At 32.8% G+C, this 25930-nt stretch carries 26 protein-coding genes and 1 pseudogene; 25 read left to right on the plus strand and 2 right to left on the minus strand.

Annotated features, from left to right (window positions below; translation table 11 throughout):
• The first annotated feature begins 592 nt into the window (after positions 1-592).
• The 14 genes from BXY75_RS16625 to BXY75_RS16690 all read left to right on the plus strand — a co-directional run bounded on the left by BXY75_RS16625 (position 593) and on the right by BXY75_RS16690 (position 13361).
• Complete coding sequence (locus tag BXY75_RS16625) at positions 593-904, plus strand: hypothetical protein (RefSeq protein ID WP_147437309.1); 312 nt, start codon at positions 593-595, stop codon at positions 902-904.
• A 242-nt stretch (positions 905-1146) separates the two neighbouring features.
• Positions 1147-1458: a hypothetical protein gene (locus BXY75_RS16630; protein ID WP_121908908.1), complete on the plus strand. Its 312-nt coding sequence runs from the start codon at positions 1147-1149 to the stop codon at positions 1456-1458.
• A gap of 260 nt (positions 1459-1718) precedes the next feature.
• Entirely contained in the window at positions 1719-2576 is an 858-nt protein-coding gene (locus tag BXY75_RS16635) for a hypothetical protein (protein ID WP_121908909.1), read from the plus strand.
• 18 nt (positions 2577-2594) lie between these two features.
• The gene (locus tag BXY75_RS16640) at positions 2595-3017 is read left to right on the plus strand and encodes a forkhead box protein (RefSeq protein WP_121908910.1); all 423 of its coding nucleotides are present in this window, start codon (positions 2595-2597) and stop codon (positions 3015-3017) included.
• A gap of 263 nt (positions 3018-3280) precedes the next feature.
• Positions 3281-3808, plus strand: a complete 528-nt coding sequence (locus BXY75_RS16645) for a DUF6584 family protein (protein WP_121908911.1) — start codon at positions 3281-3283, stop codon at positions 3806-3808.
• 250 nt (positions 3809-4058) lie between these two features.
• Positions 4059-4547 (plus strand): hypothetical protein, encoded by a 489-nt coding sequence (locus BXY75_RS16650; RefSeq protein WP_121908912.1) that lies wholly within the window; start codon positions 4059-4061, stop codon positions 4545-4547.
• 723 nt (positions 4548-5270) lie between these two features.
• Positions 5271-5798, plus strand: a complete 528-nt coding sequence (locus BXY75_RS16655; RefSeq protein WP_121908913.1) for a GNAT family N-acetyltransferase — start codon at positions 5271-5273, stop codon at positions 5796-5798.
• Positions 5795-7510, plus strand: coding sequence for an alpha/beta hydrolase (locus tag BXY75_RS16660; protein ID WP_121908914.1), 1716 nt, complete (start codon positions 5795-5797; stop codon positions 7508-7510). The genes BXY75_RS16655 and BXY75_RS16660 overlap by 4 nt, the downstream gene beginning before the upstream one ends.
• Positions 7511-8132: 622 nt before the next feature.
• Positions 8133-8681, plus strand: a complete 549-nt coding sequence (locus tag BXY75_RS17035; protein ID WP_147437311.1) for a hypothetical protein — start codon at positions 8133-8135, stop codon at positions 8679-8681.
• 229 nt (positions 8682-8910) lie between these two features.
• Positions 8911-9483, plus strand: coding sequence for a hypothetical protein (locus BXY75_RS16670; RefSeq protein ID WP_121908916.1), 573 nt, complete (start codon positions 8911-8913; stop codon positions 9481-9483).
• Positions 9458-10315 carry a DUF262 domain-containing protein gene (locus BXY75_RS16675; protein ID WP_121908917.1) on the plus strand — a complete coding sequence of 286 codons (858 nt, stop codon included), beginning with the start codon at positions 9458-9460 and terminating at the stop codon, positions 10313-10315. Before BXY75_RS16670 ends, BXY75_RS16675 begins: the two co-directional genes overlap by 26 nt.
• A 161-nt stretch (positions 10316-10476) precedes the next feature.
• The gene (locus tag BXY75_RS16680; RefSeq protein WP_121908918.1) at positions 10477-10956 is read left to right on the plus strand and encodes a hypothetical protein; all 480 of its coding nucleotides are present in this window, start codon (positions 10477-10479) and stop codon (positions 10954-10956) included.
• 288 nt (positions 10957-11244) lie between these two features.
• The gene (locus BXY75_RS16685; protein ID WP_147437312.1) at positions 11245-11874 is read left to right on the plus strand and encodes a hypothetical protein; all 630 of its coding nucleotides are present in this window, start codon (positions 11245-11247) and stop codon (positions 11872-11874) included.
• A 308-nt stretch (positions 11875-12182) separates the two neighbouring features.
• Positions 12183-13361 carry a C45 family autoproteolytic acyltransferase/hydolase gene (locus BXY75_RS16690; RefSeq protein WP_121908920.1) on the plus strand — a complete coding sequence of 393 codons (1179 nt, stop codon included), beginning with the start codon at positions 12183-12185 and terminating at the stop codon, positions 13359-13361.
• A 769-nt stretch (positions 13362-14130) separates the two neighbouring features.
• Here BXY75_RS16690 and BXY75_RS16695 read toward each other — a convergent pair.
• Positions 14131-14541 carry a type II toxin-antitoxin system HicB family antitoxin gene (locus BXY75_RS16695; RefSeq protein WP_121908921.1) on the minus strand — a complete coding sequence of 137 codons (411 nt, stop codon included), beginning with the start codon at positions 14539-14541 and terminating at the stop codon, positions 14131-14133.
• Between the two features lie 249 nt (positions 14542-14790).
• Positions 14791-14973, minus strand: coding sequence for a type II toxin-antitoxin system HicA family toxin (locus BXY75_RS16705; RefSeq protein WP_121908923.1), 183 nt, complete (start codon positions 14971-14973; stop codon positions 14791-14793).
• Between the two features lie 361 nt (positions 14974-15334).
• On the opposite strand from BXY75_RS16705, the gene BXY75_RS16710 reads away from it, so the two are divergent.
• From BXY75_RS16710 to BXY75_RS16755, 11 genes and pseudogenes are all read left to right on the plus strand, one after another.
• Positions 15335-16072, plus strand: coding sequence for a DUF6090 family protein (locus BXY75_RS16710; RefSeq protein ID WP_147437313.1), 738 nt, complete (start codon positions 15335-15337; stop codon positions 16070-16072).
• Positions 16073-17275: 1203 nt separating this feature from the next.
• Complete coding sequence (locus tag BXY75_RS16715; RefSeq protein WP_121908925.1) at positions 17276-17965, plus strand: hypothetical protein; 690 nt, start codon at positions 17276-17278, stop codon at positions 17963-17965.
• Positions 17962-18249, plus strand: coding sequence for a nucleotidyltransferase domain-containing protein (locus BXY75_RS16720; RefSeq protein ID WP_121908926.1), 288 nt, complete (start codon positions 17962-17964; stop codon positions 18247-18249). The genes BXY75_RS16715 and BXY75_RS16720 overlap by 4 nt, the downstream gene beginning before the upstream one ends.
• Positions 18250-18492: 243 nt before the next feature.
• On the plus strand, positions 18493-19122 hold the full coding sequence (locus BXY75_RS16725; protein WP_121908927.1) for a dioxygenase family protein: 630 nt from the start codon (positions 18493-18495) through the stop codon (positions 19120-19122).
• A gap of 235 nt (positions 19123-19357) precedes the next feature.
• Complete coding sequence (locus tag BXY75_RS16730; protein WP_121908928.1) at positions 19358-19783, plus strand: lipocalin-like domain-containing protein; 426 nt, start codon at positions 19358-19360, stop codon at positions 19781-19783.
• Positions 19784-20024: 241 nt separating this feature from the next.
• Positions 20025-21056 carry a M48 family metalloprotease gene (locus BXY75_RS16735; RefSeq protein WP_147437314.1) on the plus strand — a complete coding sequence of 344 codons (1032 nt, stop codon included), beginning with the start codon at positions 20025-20027 and terminating at the stop codon, positions 21054-21056.
• 243 nt (positions 21057-21299) lie between these two features.
• The gene (locus BXY75_RS17185) at positions 21300-21470 is read left to right on the plus strand and encodes a hypothetical protein (RefSeq protein WP_170152918.1); all 171 of its coding nucleotides are present in this window, start codon (positions 21300-21302) and stop codon (positions 21468-21470) included.
• A gap of 32 nt (positions 21471-21502) precedes the next feature.
• Positions 21503-22345 carry a hypothetical protein gene (locus tag BXY75_RS16740; RefSeq protein WP_121908930.1) on the plus strand — a complete coding sequence of 281 codons (843 nt, stop codon included), beginning with the start codon at positions 21503-21505 and terminating at the stop codon, positions 22343-22345.
• 885 nt (positions 22346-23230) lie between these two features.
• A pseudogene (locus BXY75_RS17215) lies at positions 23231-23443 on the plus strand (winged helix-turn-helix domain-containing protein); the annotation flags it as partial.
• Positions 23444-23497: 54 nt separating this feature from the next.
• Positions 23498-24160: a restriction endonuclease gene (locus BXY75_RS16750; protein WP_211331838.1), complete on the plus strand. Its 663-nt coding sequence runs from the start codon at positions 23498-23500 to the stop codon at positions 24158-24160.
• Positions 24161-24898: 738 nt separating this feature from the next.
• Complete coding sequence (locus tag BXY75_RS16755) at positions 24899-25318, plus strand: DUF1801 domain-containing protein (protein WP_121908932.1); 420 nt, start codon at positions 24899-24901, stop codon at positions 25316-25318.
• The last annotated feature ends 612 nt before the right edge of the window (positions 25319-25930 follow it).

Here is a 25930-nt window from a genome sequence, read left to right on the forward strand (position 1 = left end):
TCCGAATAATTGGAACTAAACGAGGAACAGAAAAACTGTCGCTGCTTCAAGCCGCACGCTGCGCCAAGCGCCACGATTATTATACAAACCCGTTACCTTTAATACTCGGAAAAGAATTCGGCTGAATTATTTTCCGAACACCGAACTTTGGAAAAAGCTAATCCTCGAACGAACGAACCACTCTCCTATCTGATTTTAAAACTGATTAACTTTTATTCAACTTTCTAATAATATGAAAGCTTCAATTTCCTTTCAACTTCTGATGTAACTACTCATTCTTTTATTCTCGATTCGATAAGGCAATAACTGAATACGAAGTTTATCGTTAATCATAAGGTTCGTGTCTCGTAAAAAAGGTAACACTGTATATGAAAACATGGCTTAGTTGGAAATTGAATTGAAATTATTACTTTTAATCAAAATATGATTCGTCGGAATAATTTGAACACGCTTGCCTTTCTGAGTCTCACGCAGCTCCGAACAAATGGAACTAAGAAGAGAATTGGATAACTGTCGCTGCTTCAAGCCGCACACTGCGCCAAGCGCCAAGTTTCATATACAAACCCGTTGGCAACAAGCTAGAAAAAAAGGTATGGGAAATAAACTTATCTGTACGAATTGTCAGAAATCCTTTAATTATGGGAATATCTCTAATTGTCCCGAATGTGGAAATGAACGGATTAAAATGCCACACCGTTTTCGCCCTCCTAAAAAAGATGACACTGAAAAATGGAAAGTAGTGAAATTTCTGATTGACAACGGATTTTACTATCAACATATCACTGATGGCGGAATTGATTCGGATTACTACAATAGGGTGCGAAAATACGTCGAATATCCTGATAACATGAGAGATGCAAAAATATTCGTTAAGAAATATGCCGAAATGGCAAGAACTGAATAAGCCAGTTGCCAACTGTGTATAATTTTCATTGCTTGTTCGGTAATAATTTTGAATTTTTAGAAAATATTTAGCTAAATTGGTTCTCGGAATAAGCCGAACTAGCTTGCTCTTCTGAGTCTCACGCAGCTTCGGAAAATAAAGCTGAAACGAGACTTGGCGGCTGTCGCTGCTTCAAGCCGCACGCTGCGCCAAGCGCAACAAACATTATACAAACCCGTTGGCAACAAGCTAGAAAAAAAGGTATGGGAAATAAACTTATCTGTACGAATTGTCAGAAATCCTTTAATTATGGGAATATCTCTAATTGTCCCGAATGTGGAAATGAACGGATTAAAATGCCACACCGTTTTCGCCCTCCCAAAAAAGATGACACTGAAAAATGGAAAGTAGTGAAATTTCTGATTGACAACGGATTTTACTATCAACATATCACTGATGGCGGAATTGATTCGGATTACTACAATAGGGTGCGGAAATACGTCGAATATCCTGATAACATGAGAGATGCAAAAATATTCGTTAAGAAATATGCCGATATGGCAAGAACAGAATAAGCCAGTTGCCAACTGTGTATAATTTTCATTGCTTGATCGGTAATAATTTTGAATTTTTAGAAAATATTTAGCTAAATTGGTTCTCGGAATAAGCCGAACTAGCTTGCTCTTCTGAGTCTCACGCAGCTTCGGAGAATAAAGCTGAAACGAGACTTGGCGGCTGTCGCTGCTTCAAGCCGCACGCTGCGCCAAGCGCAACAAACATTATACAAACCCGTTGTGCGCAATTTTAGCCAACTATTAACAACCAAATTAACTAAATGAATTCTATAGGTAAAATTAAAATCTTATCAGAAAAATTAGAAGATGAAATATTAAAAGCGCTTCGAGAAAAAGGGAATGATAATCCAATGAAAGGGACACCGCTTGAAAGTATATATTATCTTGATATAATGAACAATACCGCTAAAGAATTTAAGAACTTTCTAAATTCTTCAAAAGCTAAATTTGACATAACTGATAAAGATATTGAGGAAATTGGCTCAAAAGGTTATACAGCTGTTTATTCTAAACTCTTCGATGATAGTTCAGAAGAAGTTGAACAAAAAAAAGATGACCTACCAATTGTGTCTCAAGCCGAATTAGATGAAGATGAACGAAAAATAAAACTTATGTTTTATCAATTTTGTTTTGACGATGAAGTAACTGAATTGTTTTTAGAAGATAGTGAGAATAGTAGAATAATTGCACAAGAAATGGCAGGAACAACAACTGTAACTGGAGCAATCACTTATAAGCTTTTTAAAAGTTTTTTAAAAAAATCTGATGTTGAATTTACAGAAATTGATGTTACTAAATTTAGATTTAGTAATTTAGAATTTACTTTGACGGTTGACAGAGTTGTTATTGGGAGTGATGATAACTATTTGGAGATTTTAACAAATGATTTTGACGATATACCAACCGACGATGGTTTACCACTTGCTTTGGCAAATAATTTTGTAGTTTATGTTGAAAATTTTAGGCCGAAATTTCTATATGCAGTTATAAGAAGCCCGATTTTAGGGAATTACGCGTTAAGGAAAATTGCCGAAAAAGGTGTTAGTTCAAATGTAACATTTATACCAAATAATGAAATGAATACAATTATAGATGCAGTATTGGAGTATAGTAATTAATTTAAAAAAGATAAATAGATGATTTGGGTATTAGTAATCGGTATAGTTTTATTCATTCTTTTTTCATTTTTCCGAGATGCAAATAAGGACAAAGATGATTTAAGAAATATAAGTTTAAGTGAGAAGTTCAATGTAATTGTGAATACTTTGAATAATGCAGCTTATGACGGAAAAGGGAGTGTTACAAACCTCGATAAAAGGAGTTTTAATTTATATGAAAATGGTAAAAATCAAATCATAAAATTTCAATATGGAACTGGTCATTTAACAATAAATTGGAAGTATAAATACTTTCAAAAAGAAATTGTTCACGAAAAAACTTTTAACAATGTGCGAAATTTAAGTTTATTTGAACAGAAGAAAATAGCGGACAATATGATAAATGAGATGATGAATGTTGTAGAGAAACATAAAATTGATGTAGTAAAAGATGCATTTTAATCGCAAGATTCTGAATAAAAAACTGCGCACAACACCGTATAACGCTTATGTCTAAGAGTGTTGTAAACAGTATGTTTCTGACAAATAATTAACTATCTTGTAGGTCGGAATAAAACGTAATGCTTGCCTTTCTGAGTCTCACGCGGCTCTGAATAATTTGGCAAAAAGAAGTAACTTTGTAGTTATCGCCGCTTCAAGCCGCACGCTGCGCCAGGCGCCACAAGCGTTATACAAACCCGTTGTGGTACATTTGAAAAAAAAATTTGAGTTTAGAAGAAAAATTAGCGAAAATAGAACTGGACATTCAAAACGGTCTGAAATTCAAGGCTGCGGATCGATTAAGAAATATGATTAATCAATATCCGAATGAGCCAATTTTATGGAATCGACTTTCAGAATTATATTATGAAAGTGGTTTTTTAGCCTCTGCAGGAAAATATTGGATTCTGACTGAACCAACTGAAGACCGAATTAAAAAATGTGTCGAGATTTATGAGAAATCAGTTAATCATTCAGGTACAAAAATTTTAGAGGACATAACTTTTAGAGGCGAGAAATCTAAACTCTCCGAATTTGGAAGGAAGAAACTATCCGAATTAGAATCAGATAGTAAGAAAAAATCAAATTATGTCCCTAAATTTTCTTCCTTTACGAACATTAAAAAGAAAAAGGATTACCAAAAAATTACGTTTAAAGATCAATTAATTAAATACGGCTTCTACACATTAATGATTGTAATTCTACTTTTGATTATTATTGGATTCTTCACCGTTGTGAATTCGATATTCTGATAATAAACGTACCACAACCATGAATATGCAATCATGGCTTAGTGGGAAATTGAATTATATTTGCTAGTTTTAATCAAAATATGGTTCGTCGGAATAATCCGAACACGCTTGCCCTTCTGAGTCTCACGCAGCTTCGGAGAATTGAGCCGAAACGAACGATTGATAGTTGAGCTGCTTCAAGCCGCACGCTGCGCCAGGCGCCACGATTCATATTCAAACCCGTTGGTAACAATTAAAACTTTAATCCGTATTGATAGAAATAAGTAAAAAACAACTGATTCTTCTGATTGGAATTGGAGCCTTCATTTTCAATTCGATAAACGGATTTACCTACTTAACAAAGGTTATGTTTCGCGATTTACAAGTTTGGTTTGATCAAAAACCTATTTACAATTTTTGGATAACTGAACTTAGTATGATTCTGATATTTACGCTTATTGGAATACTTGTAATTAATAAACTGACCAAAAAGCAACTTAGATCAGATAAAGAACTAATGAAAATATTTATTCTATGGATAATTGCATATTTCGTGATTCAGTTATCGCAATATTTTTATACGGTTTATGGAACTAGTTTTGTGATGGAGAATAAACATATTGAATATGGTAATTATGTTGATTTTATACGTGAAGATTATACATTGCAATCTTTCCAGTCGATTTTCATTTTTACTAGATATCTGATTTTTGCGGTAATAGTATATTTAGGACAAAAAACTGTTACCAACCATGTATAGTGTTCATTGCTTGTTCGGTAATAATTTTGAATTTTTAGAAAATATTTAGCTAAATTGGTTCGCGGAATAATCCGAACACGCTTGCCCTTCTGAGTCTCACGCAGCTTCGGAGAATAAAGCTGAAACGAGACTTGGTGGCTGTCGCTGCTTCAAGCCGCACGCTGCGCCAAGCGCAACAAACATTATACAAAACCGTTACCATAAATTGCTCGGAACAAAAATTCTTCTGAATTTTGTTCCGAACACCGAACTTTGGGAAAAGCTAATCCTCGAACTAACGAACCACGCTCCTATCTGATTTTAAATTGATTCAATTTTAATTTATCTTTCTGATAATCTGAATGTTTCGATTTCAATTCAACTTCTGATTTATTTACTCTTACAAGTTCGTTTTAATTCGAAAAGTCATTTTCTGAAAACAGTAGTCTGCCTCTATTCAATGGTTCGTGTCTCGCAACTTAAGGTAACAATGTATAATAATCATGGCTTTTGGGCTGCAAAGTACTGTGTTTACTGCAAATAATTAACTATATTGGTTTCTGAAAAATCGAGGCAGCTTGCCTTTCTGAGTCTCACGCAGCTCCGAATAATTGGAACTAAGAAGAGAATTGGAGAACTGTCGCTGCTTCAAGCCGCACGCTGCGCCAAGCGCCACGATTATTATACAAACCCGTTGGCGGTCATTGAAACAAAACCCTGAACTAATCAACAGACAATTAAGAAATGCAACTTGAAACAGTAAGACTTCATATTAGGGCTTTAAATAAACAAGAACTTTTAAAGTATATTCTTTACGACCATTCGTTGGAAGTAGTATTGAATTTAAATGAACGAAAAAGGTATGTTACTGAAAAGATAAAAAAATCAATTGAGGACAAAATCATACCAGAAATAAATGCAAATCCTGCAAATTATTTATTCTATACGTTTTGGAATATTATTAATAAAAAACAAAGATTGATGGTAGGAGATATTTGTTTCAAAGGTTTGCCAAATGAAAAGGGAGAAGTAGAAATTGGTTATGGAACATACAAAGATTTTCAAAATAATGGTTTTATGACAGAAGCAATTGGAGAAATTGTATCCTGGGCATTCAAACAAGATAAAGTTCGAAAGATAATCGCTTATACTGACCCAAATAATATAGCTTCCAATAAAGTATTAAAGAAAAATAAGTTTAGAACTCAAAATCAAACTACTAAAACTGTATATTGGTATTTAGATAAAATTGATAATGACAAAAGAAAATGAAATTAATTATATTTTTATGTATTTGTATAACCTCACAATGTTTTGGACAAAATCCTGATTCATTGTATTTAAATTTCACAAAAGCCTACGACAGCTTAAATGCCGAATCAATAGCAAACCTCTATTTAGAAAATGCAGAAGTCCTAAATTTATACGATGGCGAAAAATCATCTTCAATGAAAGGAAAAGTAGAGGTTCAAAAATATTATAAAGAATTCTTTGAAAGGTTTAAAAGTAATGACCAAAAATTAAAGCTGACATTTAAAATTGTAACTCGTGAAAAAGTAGGGGAAAACATATTGGATAATGGTTTCTACCAACTTGAATTTATTACCCAAAATATGCCTTCCTTTTTTACATTTGGTAAATTCTCAACAGTTCTTGAATTTGAGAATGATATTTGGAAATTCAAAACAGATGCCACTACTAATACAGATTTTGTAGAATATGAAAATTCAGTCGAATCCAAAATTCCAGAAAGAGATGAACCGTTATTTTCAGAGTTTTATGATAATTTACTTGGAAACTACATATCTGATGATGGTCAATTAATTGTAATAGGTCGTTCACTTTATAGATTATACGCTTATTACGAAAAAACAGGCGAATATCGTGCTTTGAATAAAGTAAATGCTACAACTTGGACTATTGGTAAAACTATAATATCAAACGAAATACAACAGACTTATAAGTTTTCATCGAATAAAATTGAGATTTACGATAATGATAAACTTGTGAATACTGCAACCAAAAAACAGCTTTATAAAAGCTCAAAAGTTACTTATGCAAATGTAAATGGAATAAAAATCGGTGGAACGTTATTTGTTCCAAATCAATCAAATGGTAAAGCAATAGTCTTGGTACACGGTTCTGGTCCACAAGACCGAAACGGTTATGCATCGATAATACGGTTATTAGCCGATATTTTATCAAGAGACGGAACTACTGTCTTAACTTATGATAAACAAGGGATTGGGCAATCAGAAGGAAATTGGGCGTCCGAAAATTTTGCGGAACTTGCTCAAGATGCGATAGCTGGAATTGATTTCTTAAAGTCAAACAAAGAACTATCATTGTCAAAAATTGGAATTGGAGGCAGTAGTCAAGCGGGATGGATTATTGCAAAAGCAATCGAAAAACGACAAGACATCGATTTTGCTTTGACAATCGGAGCAGCAGGTAGCGGAATTCCAGTTGTAGAACAAAATATTTACAATACGGAAGTAGTTCTCAAATGCGATGGGTCATTTTCTAAAAAACAAATTGAGAATATAATAACTCAACAGAAATATTTTTTTTACTTTTTAAGCAACCCAAAACAATCAGATAAATTGGACAAATTCACAAAAAGCATAGAGAAAGATGAAAAAATAAGAGATTGGCTCTTTCCTACAAGCAAACAAATGGATTTGAACAATCGAAATCAATGGTTTACAGCATTAGAAGTTAATTTTGACCCATTACCGGTTTGGAAAAAATATGATAATCCAGTTTTAATGATTTTCAGCGAATTTGATGATTCTACACCAGCCTCTAAAGTAAAATCAAAAGTGGATAATCTTAAAAAGAAAAACATCAGAACAATCATTCTTCCAAATGCTCAACACATTGGTTTAGAGAATGATTCAGTTTGTGTTAGTAACATTGGTGGATTATCTAAATTCCAAAAAGACTTTTTTAAGGAAATGAAAATATGGATAAAATCATTGTAACGGAAAAACAACGAACCGCCAACAACGTATAACGCTTATGGCTAAGAGCGTTGTAAATAGTCTATTTCTTATAAATAATTATCTATCTTGTAGGTCGGAATATGACGTAAAGCTTGCCCTTCTGAGTCTCACGCGGCTCCGAATAATTTGAAATAAAGAAGTAACTTTGACGTAGTCGCCGCTTCAAGCCGCACGCTGCGCCAGGCGCCACAAGCGTTATACAAACCCGTTACCTGCAATTAGATGAGACACGATGACAAATTGTTAAAAACTTAAATTACTATAAAATATGGAGAGTTTCATAGTAAATAGCATTAACCGCTTTAAAAAGTATTATTTAGACAATAAAGAACTACTACCACTTCTCATTTTATTACCAACAATTTTAGGAGGTATTTTACAAACTGTCCAATTGTTATTTATTGGTCCTGAATACATTCGATTTTTTTCAATAACTCAACTAGTATCAGATGGTATTTTGATTTTGTCGATATTATCTATAATTTATTTATCTTATCTCTTCCTTAAAAAATTCTATAATTTTAAACCGTTATTGACTAAGCTGACCCCACCGAATACTAACTTAAATTATGCTTTACGAAAATTCGGGTTTACTCTTTTCATGAACATATTAATTTTCGTGTTTCTATACGCTCTAAAACTATATAAGTATGAAATTGAATTTAGCATCGGTTGGATTCTGATTCATAGTTTCTTTGTTTTTTTTGTTCTTCCTTCTATAATTGAATTACTCATTCTCATTTGCTTCTTCCTAATTCGGTTTATCGTTTTTATATTAATCAAATGGAAAGGGATTGGAAAAGTAGAAACATATTTTAAGGACAAAGAAAAGGTAATAGCAGATCTAGATCCTTATATAAATGCTCTCTCTGTTATTCTCTTAATTCCGGTTATAGTAGTTATATTTGGTAGTTTTATATTACTTATACAATTTAGTATTTCCACGAACAATCCTCATAAATTGGCAAATTTAGAATGTGTTTCATCTTTAGTAAAAGACAAATTCGGAGAAAACCAGAATTCTAAAATTCTATATTTTAATGATAAATATTTTTTTGTAAAAATCAAGGATCCTAACTCAGATAAGAATGATGATAGAATTGTATTATTTGAAACAGAGAATATTCTGTTTATCGACAACTGCAGGTAACACCGCATAATAATCATGGCTTTTGAGCTGCTAAGTACTGTGTTTACTGCAAATAATTGACTATATTGGTTTCTGAAAAATCGAGGAAGCTTGCCTTTCTGAGTCTCACGCAGCTCCGAATCATTGGAACTAAAAGAAGAACAGAACAACTGTCGCTGCTTCAAGCCGCACGCTGCGCCAAGCGCCACGATTATTATACAAACCCGTTGCCAACAATTTGAAAAAAAATATGAACATATTAATTCTAACGATTTTATTTTTTTCATTATCAAACTGTAAAAAGAATGAGAATGTTGAAAAAAAGGATGATTATAATACAATCGCAACCGAATTTATAACGCAAGTTTTCTCTGATGAATTTTATGATTGTTCTTACATAATTCAACCAAATTCTGATAGAAATTTCCTTGAGGTAATAGAGAATGAAATGCCTGCCCTTAATTATCGCAATAGACTGAATAAAATCCTTAAAATTGAAAATAAAAGTAAACTTGACAGTCTAATAGGACTTTCGAAAAATTTTGTTTACGAAAAATCAATGTTCAGAAAAAAGACAGAATTAATAGACTATCGGAAATTCGATTCCATAAGAAATGATTTTGATTCAATTATTCAATTTGGAACAGAAAAAGAAATTGATGCAGTTTTCGAAGAATGTCCGAATGACTTTTATTTTATCTCCAAACCTATATTTGATAAAAATTACCAAATAGCTATAATTGATATTCAAATGGGATTTACCTGTTTAAGGAGTCATCCATCAATTTATAGACTAAATGATGGCATTTGGGAAAAAGAATGAGAAGACCAAAAACTGTTGGCAACACCGTATAGATATAGAAAAAGTTCTAACATCTGAGGTAATCGTTGACGGACAACAACGTTTAAGTACAATAATCCAGTATATAGATGAGGAAGAAACGTCAAAAGATTTTGGGAAAGATGTAGAAAAATATAAAAATCTTACTGAAGATGAAAGAAACGATTTTTTAAATTATAATGTAGTTTTTCGTGATTTAGGTGATATTGAAAGTGATCTTATAAAAGAAGTTTTTAGACGAATAAATCTAACTAAGTTTGGACTAGAACAAATTGAAATTCACAATGCTGTTTATGATGGAGAATTTATTTCTACTGCAAAGGCTATTTTAGATAATATAGAAGAAGAACAGTTTCAAATTTTCAGTGAGTCGGAGCTTTCTAGAATGTCAGATTTGCACTATATTTTATTATTAATGTCAACCATTATAAACGATGGGTATTTTTCAAGAGATACTGAAATTGAAAAGATGGTTATTGATCATAATGACGAATTTGAATATAAAACTGAAATTTTCAATAATTTTATTGCACAATTTCAGTTTATCGAGTCTCTTGATTTACCAAATGATTCAATTTGGTTTAGAAAATCTAATTTCTTTACATTATTTATTGAAATTTATGGAAAGGCTTTGCCAGAACCAGCCGTATTGAGAAAGAATTTATTAGAATTTGAAGATAATATATTAGCAAATAAAGATAAATCTAAAGACACTAATGATTTTAGTTTTTATTATTCAAATATGTATACCGGTACAAATAATAGAACTTCAAGAGTTTATAGGGGAGAAATTTTTAATAAGTATGTAATATAAAACAAGGCACAACACTGTATAACGCTTATGTCTAAGAGCGTTGTAAATACTCTATTTCTTACAAATAATTGTCTATCTTGTAGGTCGGAATAAAACGTAAAGCTTGCCCTTCTGAGTCTCACGCGGCTCCGAATAATTTGAAAAACGAAGTAACTTTGTAGTTGTCGCCGCTTCAAGCCGCACGCTGCGCCAGGCGCCACAAGCGTTATACAAACCCGTTACCAGCAAGCGAAAAAAAACTGAAATTTATCGAGAAGCTTATAAATAATCCAAGAAAAGTCTTTCTATTTGATGCCATTGGAGCATTCATTTCATCAGTTCTTTTATTTGGCGTACTTGGGCAATTAGAAAAGTATTTTGGAATGCCTAGGAGTGTTGTTTATAATTTAGCTGGAGTCGCAGTTTGCTTATTTGCTTATTCAGTTTGTTGCCATCGATTTGTAAAAACTAAATGGAAGCCTCTTTTAGGTGTTATAATAGTATCCAATTCCATTTACTTTCTGATTTCCCTTGGACAAGTGATTAAGCATTCTGAAAAACTGACTGAATTAGGATGGATTTATTTCATATCTGAATTAATTATAATCGCAACCTTAGTAAATATTGAAATTAGAACTTATTTAAATCAAACTAATATTTGAACATTTGAATAAATGAAAAACACAGCGCCTGCAGGTAACAACGAATATGCAATCATGGCTTAGTGGGAAATTGAATTGAAATTCCTACTTTTAATCAAAATATGATTCGTCGGAATATTCCGAACTCGCTTGCCCTTCTGAGTCTCACGCAGCTTCGGAGAATTGAGCCGAAACGAACGATTGTTGACAAAGCTGCTTCAAGCCGCGCGCTGCGCCAAGCGCCACGATTCATATTCAAACCCGTTGCCACACATTTGAAAAAAAACCTAAATCGAAATGACAAACGAAATGATTTTACTTTTTCACTCAATAATTGGAATACTTATTTTTGTTACTGGTTTTTTACAAATTGTTTTAAAAAAAGGAGGCAAATTACATAGAATTTTAGGCCAGATATACCTTTATGGTTGGCTTCTTCTTCTAATTTCTGGAGCTTATCTTGGCGGTCTTTTGATAACCATTGTTGGTGTTTTTGGATTTTATTTTGCTTTGACAGGTGCACGAATTGGAAATCTGAAAAACAAAAAAATCGGATTATTGGAAAAGACGATTTTCGTACTAGGCACCATTGTTTCTATTTTGATGTTGTACTATGCGATAAATCTTTATTTTAAAGGAGAGGAATCTTTTGCAATTATATTTGGCGTTTTTGGTGGAATTTTTCTTTTTACCACAATTAAAGATGTTTTTAAGTATGTACTAAATAAACCACTTGAAAAACAAACTTATGGTAAATTGGATTGGTATTTCGAACATTTTAAGAGGATGTGTATTTCATTCATTGCTGCAGTTACAGCATTTGTATCTATACAGGACGTTTTCAAAAATAATACCGCAAACTTTTTAATACCAACACTGATTGGTACAATCTTAATTATAATTGCTACTAAATTTTACAAAAAGAAACTATTAAAATAAGACTGTTACTAATGCTAAAAGAATTATTTTAAAGCCCAACATCCTGATAAAAAAACGTGTGGCAACAACGAATATGCAATCATGGCTTAATGGGAAATTGAATAATATTTCCTAGTTTTAATCAAAATATGATTCATCGGAACAATTCGAACACGCTTGCCCTTCTGAGTCTCACGCAGCTTCGGAGAATTGAGCTGAAACGAGCTATTGATGGTTGAGCTGCTTCAAGCCGCACGCTGCGCCAAGCGCCACGATTCATATTCAAACCCGTTAGTGGCAATACCGCCAGCGCAATTAATATTCACAATATGAAAAAAAATATTACTCTTATTTTTCTAACATTGAGTATAAGTTTTACAACTTTCAGTCAAACGATGAAAAACAAAGAAATAAAAATCCCAACTGTAGAGTACAGACAAGGAATATACTATTTAGAATTAGAAAGTAATACCTCATATGAAAGAGGATATCAACATGGAGCAGCCTTAAAATTTGTCATCAAAAAATCTTTAAAGAATTTTGAAAACTGGATAACGGAGAATACAACTATAAAAATCCCTGAAGAAGCCATTTCTGAATTCACTAATAATAATCGATATATCCAATCAGTAAAAGTTCAATTACCTGAATTGTTTAATGAATTTCAAGGAATTGTTGATGGAGCTCAAGTTAATTTTGACAAACTTTTTGCTTATCAAAGTTTTGATGAGTTCTATTCTTATTTAGAAGCTGGCAATCACTTTAAGACAAATGAAGGTAATTGCACAACAACAGGTGTTTTTGGTAGAAAAAACAAAGCAAATTTCCTAACACATAATAATGACCTTCCTAACTATCATGAAGACGCAGTAACTATACTAAAGATTAAGTATCCAAATTCAGATTTAGTCATACTACAACAAACTTTTGCTGGTCAGATTGGTCAAAATGGAGTAAACAATTACGGTGTAGCTGTTGGAATTAATACAATAATAGACTTGCCTATTTCTAATAAAGGTATTCCTGTTTCATTTAATATAAGAAAAATATTAGAGTCAAAAAACAGTTCTGATGCTCTTGAATATCTCAAAAAGGTTAATTTTGGAACCTCAATGAATTACTTAATTGCTGATAGAGAAATTGCGATTTCAGTAGAAACTTGGGAAGATAATATTGAAGTTATTCATAATAAGAAACAACATTATATAGCGCATACTAATCACACATTACAAGAAAACGCACCAGTTATTTATGATATAGATGCTGATGCGAACGATAGTAGCTTTGGACATACTCATGGAAGATTAAATCTGGCTAATGAAGTTTTGGAAGATAAGGCTAACAATATAGATTTTGAAGGATTGCAAAACTTAAAAACAACTCGACCTATACTTAATAGTAGCACAATCATGGGTACCATCATAAGTATTCCAAAAAAAGGATTTCCTATTTTATGGACTACTGGAGGTTCACCAGATATTTTTCACCACGTTAAATTTACATTCTGAAATAATTACAGCCACTAACACCGTATATCGCTTATGTCTAAGAGAGTTGTAAACATTGAGTTTCTTACAAATAATTAACTATCTTGTAGGTCGGAATAAAACGTAAAGCTTGCCCTTCTGAGTCTCACGCGGCTCTGAATAATTTGGAAAAAAGAACTAACTTAGTCGTGGTCGCCGCTTCAAGCCGCACGCTGCGCCAGACGCCACAAGCGTTATACAAACCCGTTACCTTTAATACTCGGAAAAGAATTCGGCTGAATTATTTTCCGAACACCGAACTTGCAAAAGAGCTACTCCTCAAACGAGCGTACCACTCTCCTATCTGATTTAATTTTGATTCGTTTTAAAAAGATCACTTCAGTCAACTGAAAAAATCACTTTCAGTCCAACTTCTGATGTTTATACTCATTTTTTATCTTCTCCATTCGGAAAGACAGTTTTCTTTAAACTGATGATTCTTCTCAACAATTAAGTTCGTGTCTCGTAAAAAAGGTAACACTGTATAATAATCATGGCTTTTGGGCTGTAAAGTACTGTGTTTACTGCAAATAATTGACTATATTGGTTTCTGAAAAATCGAGGAAGCTTGCCTTTCTGAGTCTCACGCAGCTCCGAATAATGGGAACTAAGAAGAGAACAGGAGAACTGTCGCTGCTTCAAGCCGCACGCTGCGCCAAGCGCCACGATTATTATACAAACCCGTTGGCAATAAGTTAAAAAAAAGGTCAACTATTATGATAACCTTTTAAAAATGAATGATATTTAATATCTACAATCTAATTGATTGTAACTCTTGTCCTAATAAATGAAGCTCATTCTCAATTTTTTTTGCCCTTTCTTCCGAAATGTAAATGTCTTTTTTTACAGAATATTGCCTTAAAAGACTTGGACTAATTCCTATCCTAGTTGCAAATGCTGATTTATTGATCACTTTTAATTTCTTAAATAATTCTGACAATTCAATTTGATATTCTAATTCAATACCATCATCTAATAACTTCGAGATTTCAGTATTATTAATATCTTGAGCGGTTTCAAGATATAATTCCAATGCTTCTTGTAAATTTTCTTTTAATTCTTTTAAATCTTGTCCATCCGCAGATATTACTCCTGGAATATTTTGAGTAGTGCCCCAATATACCCCATCAGCGGATTTCTCTACTTTGACTATAATTCCCATTTTTCTATCTTTAAATTGCGTGTAACGGATTTGTATAATGTTTGTGGCGTCTGGCGCAGCGTGCGGCTTAGCGCGTGGCTTAAAGCTTTACATCCAAAATTATTGCTTTTAAATTCCAAATTATTCGGAGCTGCGTGAGACTCAGAAACACAAGCTAGCTCGTGTTTTTTTTTTAAAATAATCATTACTGTGTATGAATCAGTATTTTTAAAATAATGAATAATATCTTTGATCCAAGCAAGGCATACTTTACTTCAGCCCTGCTTGCTTTAAAATTGAATTTGTTGTTCCTTTCGGAATATCCTTTCTAGGATGAGGAACAACTACTATTCCAATTTTTTTTTGATGTGAAAAAATGTGATGAGAACCCTTTATTCTATTTAGTTCCCAACCATCACTTTTTAGCATATTAATCAAAGATTTACTATCCATTCCTCATTTATCATCATTTTTAATATTACAAATATATAACATTTTTGCAATATATAACAGAAATGCAATATTATTTATTAATTATCTAAAAACAACAATAATATTGATATACACCAATTGCCAACAACGTATAACGCTTATGTCTAAGGCAGCTGAAAACAGTGTGTTTTTTACAATTAATCAACTATCTTGTAGGTCGGAATAAAACGTAAAGCTTGCCCTTCTGAGTCTCACGCGGCTCTGAATAATTTGGAAAAAAGAAGTAACTTCGTCGTAGTCGCCGCTTCAAGCCGCACGCTGCGCCAGGCGCCACAAGCGTTATACAAACCCGTTGTGCTTCATTATCAGAAACCGCTAACCAATGATAAAATTTTTCAGAAAAATTCGCCAAAATATGCTGACTGAAAACAAGTTCAGTAAATATCTGATTTACGCCATTGGCGAAATAATCCTCGTGGTCATTGGGATTTTGATTGCTCTCTCAATAAACAATTGGCACCAAGAGAAGCAACAAAAAAAAGTATTGAATAATATTTATGCAAACATAAAAGCAGATTTACAACAGGACATAATAAATATTGATGAAATTATCAATTTTTCGCAACCTTTAGAAAAAGATTATTTGGCAATTATTAATAAAACAAGAGAAAAAGATGACTTTAAGGATTGTAAATATTGCAAATATATAAATTTCGGATATCCTGACATTAACCTAAGAAAAAACGGCTTTGAACTTTTACTAAATTATAATCAGCAAAACAACACTTCCAGTGGTTCTTTATCAATTAAATTAAATAGTTTATATGTAGATTTATCTAATAAAATTTCTATTAAAATAAAGGAATTAGCCCTAAACAATAATTCCTTTACAGAAATTGTAATAACTACACAACCATGGTTTGCTGATTTTAGCTTTTATGGTGACGTTTATTATAGTGATGATTTTATTGAATATGCCTTGACCGATTTAGGTTATAGAAATAGAGCTAAATCGAGTTATGACTTGTATTTTAATGGATATATCTCCTTTTTAAAAGAGTATAAAATCAAGAGTTTAGCAATCATTGATTTGATAGATGAAAAATTAGCAGATGAATAAAATAACGAAAGCACAACACTGTATATCGCTTATGGCTAAGAGTATTGTAAACATTGAATTTCTTACAAATAATTAACTATCTTGTAGGTCGGAATATAACGTAAAGCTTGCCCTTCTGAGTCTCACGCGGCTCCGAATAATTTGGAAAAAGAAGTAACTTAGTCGTGATCGCCGCTTCAAGCCGCACGCTGCGCCAGGCGCCACAAGCGTTATACAAACCCGTTACCATAAATTGCTCGGAACAAAAATTCTTCTGAATTTTGTTCCGAACACCGAACTTGGAAAAAGCTAATCCTCGAACTAACGTACCACGCTCCTATCTGATTATAAATTGATTCAATTTTAATTTATCTTTCTGGTAATCTGAATGTTTCGATTTCAATTCAACTTCTGATTTATTTACTTTTACACGTTCGTTTTAATTCGAAAAGTCATTTTCTGAAAACAGTAGTTTGCTTCTATTCAATGGTTCGTGTCTCGCAACTTAAGGTAACAATGTATAAAAATCATGGCTTTTGAGCTGCAAAGTATAATGTTTGCTACAAATTATTAACTATATTGGTTTCTGATAAATCGAAAAAGCTTGCCTTTCTGAGTCTCACGCAGCTCCGAATAATTGGAACTAAACCGAGAACAGAATAACTGTCGCTGCTTCAAGCCGCAAGCTGCGCCAAGCGCCACGATTGTTATACAAACCCGTTACCTTTAATACTCGGAAAAGAATTCGGGTGAATTATTTTCCGAACACCGAACTTTGGAAAAAGCTAATCCTCGAACGAACGAACCACTCTCCTATCTGATTTTAAAACTGATTAACTTTTATTCAACTTTCTAATAATATTAAAGCTTCAGTTTCATTTCAACTTCTGATGTAACTACTCATTTTTTTATTCTCGATTCGATAAGGCAATAACTGAATACGAAGTTTATCGTTAATCATAAGGTTCGTGTCTCGTAAAAAAGGTAACACTGTATATGAAAACATGGCTTATCCGGAAATAGAATTATGCTAGCTACAATTATTTGTCTAAATTGGTTCTCGGAATAAAACGTGAAAGCTTGCCTTTCTGATTCTCACGCAGCTCAGAACAATTGGAACTAAGAAGAGAATTGGATAACTGTCGCTGCTTCAAGCCGCACACTGCGCTAAGCGCCACGTTTCATATACAAACCCGTTGCCCACAATTATAAAAAACACAGATATTGATAAACATTATTGAAATTATTATTGGAATCATAACATCCTTTATAATAGGTGTTATTTTGGTATGTATAGGAATTTATCTCATTCCTCATCATTGGACTATTAGAATTATCAAATATCTAAAGCCGTCATTGCTTAAAGATATTTTTCGAAGAAACAATAAATACTTCAACTCTATTTTGGGGATTTTAATGGATGGAACTTTTACTGATAATTATAAAGATGAAGAAGAGGCAAAAAGTAAAATTGATGAGATTAAAAAACTAAAGGTTGATTTAAATAAAATCGAACAAAATATGTTTACGATTGACTTGTTGTCTGATTTATTTAAAACATTAAGTTTTGCAGCTATAAATTACACAATGAATACCACTTCTGATGTTATAGAAAATATAGCGAATTATTTTAGAAATTATACTTCCAGACTTGAAGACACTTCTTACAGAAGAAATTTTGCGACTGATATACTTAACAAATTCGAAGAAATGAACACTCACATTATGGAAACTAAAGATTATGAAAGCGAAGATAGTTTAGGCGAATATGGAACAAAAATGAGTCGTGGAAGTGCCTCAAGAAATTTTGGAAGTTATTTAGAAAATGAAAAGGTGGAGTTAAATAAAACACGAAATTTGATAACTGATAGCATTAAATTAAAAGCAATCGATTTAATGAATCAAGCGAGATGAAAAAGGAAATTCAAGAATTAATTAAAAACCTTCCAAACTTATCTAAAGCATATTTATTTGGTAGTAGAGCAAAAAATACACATAATGATGATTCCGATTATGATATTTGTATTGTTATTAAGGATTTAGATAAAGATTTAGTATTCAAAACCATTACAGATTATATGATTGCAAACAAGGATTTTATCCAACCTTTAGTTTTGACAGATGATGAATTTAATGAGAAAATTCAAATAGAAATATACAAACGAGAAATTGTTGAAAACGGAAAATTAATCGCGTGAAATAACTGTGGGCAACAACGTATAATAATCATGGCTTTTGGGCTGCAAAGTACTGTGTTTACTGCAAATAATTGACTATATTGGTTTCTGAAAAATCGAGTAAGCTTGCCCTTCTGAGTCTCACGCAGCTCCAAATAATTGGAACTAAGAAGAGAATTGAAGAACTGTCGCTGCTTCAAGCCGCACGCTGCGCCAAGCGCCACGATTATTATACAAACCCGTTGGCGATAATTTGACAAGACTATGAAAAATATAATTTACATACTATTATTCTGCATGTCAGTGGTATCTTGTCAATCACAAACAAAAAAGTCAGAATCGAACAGAATTGTTGGTGGACCGTGTGAAGGCTGTGAGGCAATATTTGAGTACGGACAAAAAATATTGACTTCAACTGATACTCTTCCTGATTTTCAAAATAATGAACCTAAATTAAAAATTACTGGTACGGTATATAAAAAAGATGGAAAAACACCGGCCTCAAATGTTATTCTTTACATTTATCATACTAATAGAGAAGGAATTTATGAAACTAAAGGAAACGAAAAGAATTGGGGAAAAAGGCATGGATTTATAAGAGGTTGGACTAAAACAGATGAAATTGGTCAATATACTTTTTTTACCTTTCGCCCAGCGGCTTATCCAAATCGTCTTGAACCTGAACATATTCATATGACAATAAAGGAATCTGATAAGAACGAATATTATATTGATGACATTATGTTCAATGATGACTCCAAATTAACCAATTCTATCAAACAAAATTTAAGAAATAGAGCTGGTTCTGGAATAGTTGAACTCAAAGTAGAAGACAAAATTTTGATCGCGAAAAGAAACATAATTTTAGGTTTAAACATTCCTGATTATGACTGAATAAAAACTATCGCCAACCATGTATAATAATCATGGCTTTTGGGCTGCAAAGCACTATGTTTACTGCAAATAATTAACTATCTTGATTTCTGATAAATCGAACTCGCTTGCCTTTCTGAGTCTCACGCAGCTCCGAATAATTGGAACTAAGAAGAGAATTGGAAAACTGTCGCTGCTTCAAGCCGCACACTGCGCCAAGCGCCACGATTATTATACAAACCCGTTGTAACCAATTATGAAAAAAGCGTTAAGCAAATTAAAAATTATTCTGATTTTTTTGATTGTTAACCTAGTTGGATGCGACTCAGTGAAAAATAAAAGCATTCAAAATGAGAAGAACTTAATTATTGGAACTTGGATAATTGAAAAGAGTACTTATAACGGACAGGGTTCACCTGTAACTAAAGGAACAAATCTAAAATTTACCACAGATAATCAGGTTACATATACTCTATCCAAATTCGGCCAAAATTTTGAAGATATAAGTGCTATTGGTTTGTGGGAGTTAAACAATGGAATCGTGACAATTGACTATGGAAATGAAGAACTATATGGGGAAAAACAAGTTTGGCGGATTATCAAACTGACTGATAAAATTTTGAAATGGGAAATGGAAATGCAAAGCGGAATACAGGAAGAAATTTATAATCGGAAAAAATAACTGGTTACAACCACGAATATGCAATCATGGCTTAGTGGGAAATTGAATTATATTTCCTAGTTTTAATCAAAATATGATACGTCGGAATAATCCGAACTCGCTTGCCCTTCTGAGTCTCACGCAGCTTCGGAGCATTGAGCCGAAACGAACGATTGATGGCTCAAGCTGCTTCAAGCCGCACGCTGCGCCAGGCGCCACGATTCATATTCAAACCCGTTGTAAGCAATTAAAACCAATGAAAATGAAATATATAATTTACACTTTAATGCTAAGTTCTTTACTTAGCTATGCGCAAATTGACATTAACCAAAATACTTTTGTAAATAAAGAAATTGAGATTTGCTTAGAAATTAAAGAAAAAATGGATTTACAAAACAGTAGATTTAAAACAGAATACTCATACGATGAGATATTTGATAGAATTTTATCTGTAATTGGTATTAACAGAAATTTTGAATTAGTAGAATGTAACAATATTAATAATGCAGTTGCTTATACTCGGTTTGAGGAAAATATCGGTTATGTTAGATATATAGCATATGATGATAATTTTATGGGGAGAATTGAAAAAAATTCAAATGATTGGGCGAAAATAGGAATATTAGCGCACGAAATAGGACATCATCTTAATTTTCATAATTTAACCTATATTGATAATCTTGCAGATAAAAGAAGCCAAGAAATCGAATCTGATGAATTTGCAGGTTTTGTTCTGCAAAAATTAGGTGCGACTTTAAATGACGCTAAATTATTTATCAAAGTCAGCAATGATGAAATAGACGACACGAATTCTACTCATCCAAAAAGGAGTTCGCGATTAAAGGCAATAGAAAGAGGATACACAAATGCTAAAAACGGTGAAACAATTAAAAAAACAAAGGATAAAAGCATTTCAGATGAAAGTGAAACTCCAGTTGAGCCGCCAAGTATAACAAGTGAATTAGGTGTTTATACAACTAATGAAATCGGTGAAGATTTGAGAAATGGAATTACGGCTAGGACAAAGTATGACAACAAAATAATCACTGTAAAAGCACAAGTTTTTAGTTTAGATCTAGAAAGAGATTACAAATCGAATAAAGAAATGAAAGTAATTAGAACTTCTGATCTAGACGATGGTAGGCTTAGGAGCTTAAGAGGTAGTTTTAATTGTTATTTTAATAAAAATTCAAATCTGTCTGATGTCAAACCAAATGACGTAGTATATATTACTGGTAAGGCAAAAATTGAAAATGGAAGAATATCACTTTTTGATTGTACATTGAAACATTAACTGCTCACAACAACGAATATGCAATCATGGCTTAGTGGGAAATTGAATTATATTTCCTAGTTTTAATCAAAATATGATTCGTCGGAACAATCCGAACTTGCTTGCCCTTCTGAGTCTCACGCAGCTTCGGAGAATTGAGCTGAAACGAGTGATTGATGGCTGAGCTACTTCAAGCCGCACGCTTCGCCAGGCGCCACGATTCATATTCAAACCCGTTGGCAATAATTAGAAACACGAATCAATATGACTCTAGAACATTTCTTCCTTGATCTTCCGATTAATACTCCAATAAATCTTTCTGAAAGTGATGAGAAAAATTTTAAACCATTTTTACATTGGTTTTCATCATTTAAAATAGAAGGTTATAATCGGGTAAGAAAAAAACAATCGACCTTCGAACTTATAGCTAGATAAAAAAAACTATAAATAATTAAGTATTATTAACTATGGATACTTTAAAAGAAATACTTAGCTATCTTAAAATCTTCTTCATTGTCATATTGATTTTTTTCATGTTCAGTTTAATATTTGAGCATAAACAAAATGATAATTTTCTTCAAGAAATAAAAAATAATACAAGTATACACTCATTAGAATCTAATGATCCTGACAAGGAAATGTTTAAAAATGAATTAGAATATTACTTAAAAAAACAGTCCATATTAGACTCCGTAAGGAATAATTTAACCGTAAATCAAGTAGATAAACTAATACGAAATTTAAGCACCTCAAATATTAGTTTTAATGTCCCCAAACAGATATACATCGGTGATGAACACCCAGTAATTTTATTAGCATCTTATGGCTTGACCAAAATAGACTTAGAGAAAAGTTTGGATTCAATTCTAGGAAAAAAAAATCAAGATAAAATTGAAACACTTAGTATAAGGTCAAGTGTCTTAATAGAAGCTCATTTAACTGGTGAACATTTTTCTATAACATCTGGAAGTCCAATAAGGCAACCTTTATCCGAATTCAATGCAACTAAATGGGAGTGGATTGTAGAACCAAGGCTGAAAGGTAATAAAGTATTAACATTAACTATAAACGCAGTGCTAAATTCCAATGGAAAAGAAATTCCATTTACTCTTCAATCTTTCAACAAAAAAATACAGGTAAAGGTTAAAAATAGATTTTTATATTGGATTAAAACGAATGAAACGTTAATTCTAGGTTTACTAACACTTATCACAACTTTTTTAGCAGTGTACTACGGATATTATTTAGGTAAGAATTCTTTAAAAAATAAAAAGAAGAAGCACAAGAATGATACAAAGAATAAAAAATAACTATTGCCAACACCGTATAATAATCATGGCTTTTGGGCTGCAAAGCACTGTGTTTACTGCAAATAATTGACTATATTAGTTTCTGAAAAATCGAGGAAGCTTGCCTTTCTGAGTCTCACGCAGCTCCGAATAATTGGAACTAAGAAGAGAATTGGAGAACTGTCGCTGCTGCCGTCAACGCGCTGCGCCAAGCGCCACGATTATTATACAAACCCGTTGTGTTTAATGCTGAAAATAACGTTTAAAATTAAATGACAAAAAAACGAATTAATACTAATTTACATTATGCTCAATACGTAATAGCCCGGATTATTCTTTTTGCTGGAATTGGATTTCTGATTTATAGCATTTGGATTCAAAAAATCGGAGCAATTATTTTTCTTTCCTTCTTCGTGATTTATATTCTAATTTTGATGAAAAAGGTTTTTTACAAACCGACAGAAATAGAGTTTGATGAAAACTATATTTATATCGAAAATGGTAATGAACGGATTGAAATAAATAAAATTATTAGAATTAAAAGAAATCGACTTATATTTGATTTAAACGGGGTTGAATCGAAATTGAAATTACCGAATCTTCGAATATTCGATGGAAAGTGGATTGAATTGAAAGAACTGATTCTAAATAAAAAGCACTAAAACACAACCACGAATATGCAATCATGGCTTATTGGGAAATTACATTGAAATTATTACTTTTAATCAAAATATGATTCGTCGGAACAATCCGAACACGCTTGCCCTTCTGAGTCTCACGCAGCTTCGGAGAATTGAGCTGAAACGAACGATTGATGGTTGAGCTGCTTCAAGCCGCACGCTTCGCCAGGCGCCACGATTCATATTCAAACCCGTTGCCAGTAATTATAAAAAAACCAATCGATAAATGACAGTTCCAGATTTCCAATCATTTTTTTATCCAATTTTAAAATTTGCGTCTGACAAAAAAGAACATTCATTAAATGAAGTTCGTGATTATTTGACAGAATATTTTGAACTCACAGATGAAGCAAAATCCGAAAGAGTCCCGAGTGGAACGTAAACGAAATTTGACAATCGAATTTATTGGACTAAAAGCTATTTTTCGAAAGCTAAACTTATCGAAAATACGAAAAGGTCACATTTCATAGTTACAGAAAGAGGATTGAAGTTTTTGAACAAACACAATTCAGACATCAAAATCAAGGATTTAAAAACGATTGACGAATTTAAAGAGTTTAACGAGGGAACTAATTCTACAAATGATAATCCAAAAAAAGTAGAAAAGACAGAAATAATTTCAACTGACGATACTCAAACACCTTTAGAAAAATTAGAGGAAACATTTGAGTTTATACAAAATGAACTTGCATCTGAACTTTTGGACAAAATAAGGATTAACTCTTGGCAATTTTTTGAGGACTTAGTAATCGATTTAATGATTAATATGGGTTATGGTGGCTCGAAGAGTAAAGCTGGAAAATCAATTCAAAGAACGAATGACGAAGGAATTGACGGAATAATAAATGAAGATAAACTTGGACTAGATTTAATTTATCTACAAGCTAAATTGTGGCAAAAAGAAACAACTATTTCAAGACCTGAGGTTCAAAAATTTGTGGGCGCATTACACGGAAAAAGAGCAAAAAAAGGGGTCTTCATTACGACTAGCTCATTTACAAAGGGTGCGATTGAATATGTAAAAACAATCGACCCAAAAGTGATTTTAATTGACGGAGAAACATTGACGAATTTAATGATTGAACATAATGTCGGAACAACAGTTATAGCAAGTTATCAAATTAAGAAAATTGATTTAGACTATTTCGAAAAATAACTACTGGCAACAACGAATATGCAATCATGGCTTAGTGGGAAATTGATTTGAAATTCCTACTTTTAATCAAAATATGATTCGTCGGAACAATCCGAACACGCTTGCCCTTCTGAGTCTCACGCAGCTTCGGAGAATTGAGCCGAAACGAGCTATTGATGGTTGAGCTGCTTCAAGCCGCACGCTGCGCCAAGCGCCACGATTCATATTCAAACCCGTTACTTTCAATCGCTCGGAAAAAAAATCATCTTATTTCCTTTCCGAACTTCAAAATTAGGAAAAAGCTAATCCTCGAACGGACGAACCACTCTCCTATCTGATCCAATTTTGATTCGTTTTCAAAATCTACAATTCGGTCAACTTAAAACTTTGCTTTCAATTCAACTTCTGATGCAATTATTTTTACTCGTTATTTTCAATCCGAAAAGTCTATTCTGAAAACAATGGTTTGTATTAGTCTTTAGGCTCGTGTCTCGCACAGAAAGTAACAATGTATAAAAATCATGGCTTTTGAGCTGAAAAGTATCATGTTTGCTACAAATAATTAACTATCTTGGTTTCTGATAAATCGAGGAAGCTTGCCTCTCTGAGTCTCACGCAGCTCCGAATAATTGGAACTAACCCGAGAACAGAACAACTGTCGCTGCTTCAAGCCGCACGCTGCGCCAAGCGCCACGATTGTTATACAAACCCGTTGCCAGAAATGGGAAAGCAACATTATACATTTAAAAAACAGATAGAATGGAATTAACTAGCGATCCAAAAGTTAAAGAGGTTTTTGACAATTATCCTAAATCTGCAAAAAAGCAATTACTTAAGTTGAGAGATTTAGTTTTGAAAACAGCAACTGAAATTGACGGACTTGAAAAACTTGAGGAAACGCTTAAATGGAGAGAACCAAGTTATCTAACAAAATATGGAAGTACCATACGAATGGATTGGAAAGAAAAAACCCCGGATGAATATGCCATATATTTCAAATGTACTTCAAGTTTAGTTCAAACATTCCGAATAGTCTATAAAGACAAATTCAAATTTGGAGGAAAAAGAGCAATTATTTTTCAACTTGATGACAAAATCCCTGAAAAAGAATTAAAGCATTGTATTTCTATGGCGTTAACATATCATAAAGTAAAACACCTTCCACTTTTGGGTGCTTAGAATGACTGAATAGAATTATCACTCAAACGGAATTGACGAGTGCGCGAAAAAAAACGAAAAATGACAAGCAGATCTGAAACCACTACTGGCAACAACGAATATGCAATCATGGCTTAGTGGGAAATTGAATTGAAATTCCTACTTTTAATCAAAATATGATTCGTCGGAACAATCCGAACTCGCTTGCCCTTCTGAGTCTCACGCAGCTTCGGAGCATTGAGCCGAAACGAGCTATTGATGGTTCGAGCTGCTTCAAGCCGCACGCTGCGCCAAGCGCCACGATTCATATTCAAACCCGTTACATATTATAGCTCGGAAAAAAAATCATCTGATTTCCTTTCCGAGCGGACAATTGGTTCTTCTGAGCTTATCGCGAAGTCGGCAAATCCTGCTTCTGATATTATTACTGGTCAGTTTCATTTCCGATTGGCTTGCGACTGAATAAGGTGGTTCTCCCCTGCCCGATGGTTCGTGTCTCGCTACAAAATGTAACAATATATATCGTTCATTGCTTAAATTTTAACTGAAAGAATGATTTGTATTTAGAATTAACTATTTTAGTTCATCGGAATGAATCGTCAAGGCTTGCCTTTCTGAGTCTCACGCTTCTCT

Source organism: Ulvibacter antarcticus (assembly GCF_003688405.1).
GTDB lineage: Bacteria > Bacteroidota > Bacteroidia > Flavobacteriales > Flavobacteriaceae > Ulvibacter > Ulvibacter antarcticus.

Excerpts from the sequence above, each read along its gene's own strand:
- BXY75_RS16625 (WP_147437309.1), top strand. The coding sequence starts at position 593 with ATGGGAAATAAACTTATCTGTACGAATTGTCAGAAATCCTTTAATTAT.
- BXY75_RS16630 (WP_121908908.1), top strand. The coding sequence starts at position 1,147 with ATGGGAAATAAACTTATCTGTACGAATTGTCAGAAATCCTTTAATTAT.
- BXY75_RS16635 (WP_121908909.1), top strand. The coding sequence starts at position 1,719 with ATGAATTCTATAGGTAAAATTAAAATCTTATCAGAAAAATTAGAAGAT.
- BXY75_RS16640 (WP_121908910.1), top strand. The coding sequence starts at position 2,595 with ATGATTTGGGTATTAGTAATCGGTATAGTTTTATTCATTCTTTTTTCA.
- BXY75_RS16655 (WP_121908913.1), top strand. The coding sequence starts at position 5,271 with ATGCAACTTGAAACAGTAAGACTTCATATTAGGGCTTTAAATAAACAA.
- BXY75_RS16660 (WP_121908914.1), top strand. The coding sequence starts at position 5,795 with ATGAAATTAATTATATTTTTATGTATTTGTATAACCTCACAATGTTTT.
- BXY75_RS17035 (WP_147437311.1), top strand. The coding sequence starts at position 8,133 with ATGAACATATTAATTTTCGTGTTTCTATACGCTCTAAAACTATATAAG.
- BXY75_RS16670 (WP_121908916.1), top strand. The coding sequence starts at position 8,911 with ATGAACATATTAATTCTAACGATTTTATTTTTTTCATTATCAAACTGT.
- BXY75_RS16675 (WP_121908917.1), top strand. The coding sequence starts at position 9,458 with ATGATGGCATTTGGGAAAAAGAATGAGAAGACCAAAAACTGTTGGCAA.
- BXY75_RS16685 (WP_147437312.1), top strand. The coding sequence starts at position 11,245 with ATGATTTTACTTTTTCACTCAATAATTGGAATACTTATTTTTGTTACT.
- BXY75_RS16690 (WP_121908920.1), top strand. The coding sequence starts at position 12,183 with ATGAAAAAAAATATTACTCTTATTTTTCTAACATTGAGTATAAGTTTT.
- BXY75_RS16695 (WP_121908921.1), bottom strand. The coding sequence starts at position 14,541 with ATGGGAATTATAGTCAAAGTAGAGAAATCCGCTGATGGGGTATATTGG.
- BXY75_RS16705 (WP_121908923.1), bottom strand. The coding sequence starts at position 14,973 with ATGGATAGTAAATCTTTGATTAATATGCTAAAAAGTGATGGTTGGGAA.
- BXY75_RS16710 (WP_147437313.1), top strand. The coding sequence starts at position 15,335 with ATGATAAAATTTTTCAGAAAAATTCGCCAAAATATGCTGACTGAAAAC.
- BXY75_RS16720 (WP_121908926.1), top strand. The coding sequence starts at position 17,962 with ATGAAAAAGGAAATTCAAGAATTAATTAAAAACCTTCCAAACTTATCT.
- BXY75_RS16725 (WP_121908927.1), top strand. The coding sequence starts at position 18,493 with ATGAAAAATATAATTTACATACTATTATTCTGCATGTCAGTGGTATCT.
- BXY75_RS16730 (WP_121908928.1), top strand. The coding sequence starts at position 19,358 with ATGAAAAAAGCGTTAAGCAAATTAAAAATTATTCTGATTTTTTTGATT.
- BXY75_RS16735 (WP_147437314.1), top strand. The coding sequence starts at position 20,025 with ATGAAATATATAATTTACACTTTAATGCTAAGTTCTTTACTTAGCTAT.
- BXY75_RS17185 (WP_170152918.1), top strand. The coding sequence starts at position 21,300 with ATGACTCTAGAACATTTCTTCCTTGATCTTCCGATTAATACTCCAATA.
- BXY75_RS16740 (WP_121908930.1), top strand. The coding sequence starts at position 21,503 with ATGGATACTTTAAAAGAAATACTTAGCTATCTTAAAATCTTCTTCATT.
- BXY75_RS16755 (WP_121908932.1), top strand. The coding sequence starts at position 24,899 with ATGGAATTAACTAGCGATCCAAAAGTTAAAGAGGTTTTTGACAATTAT.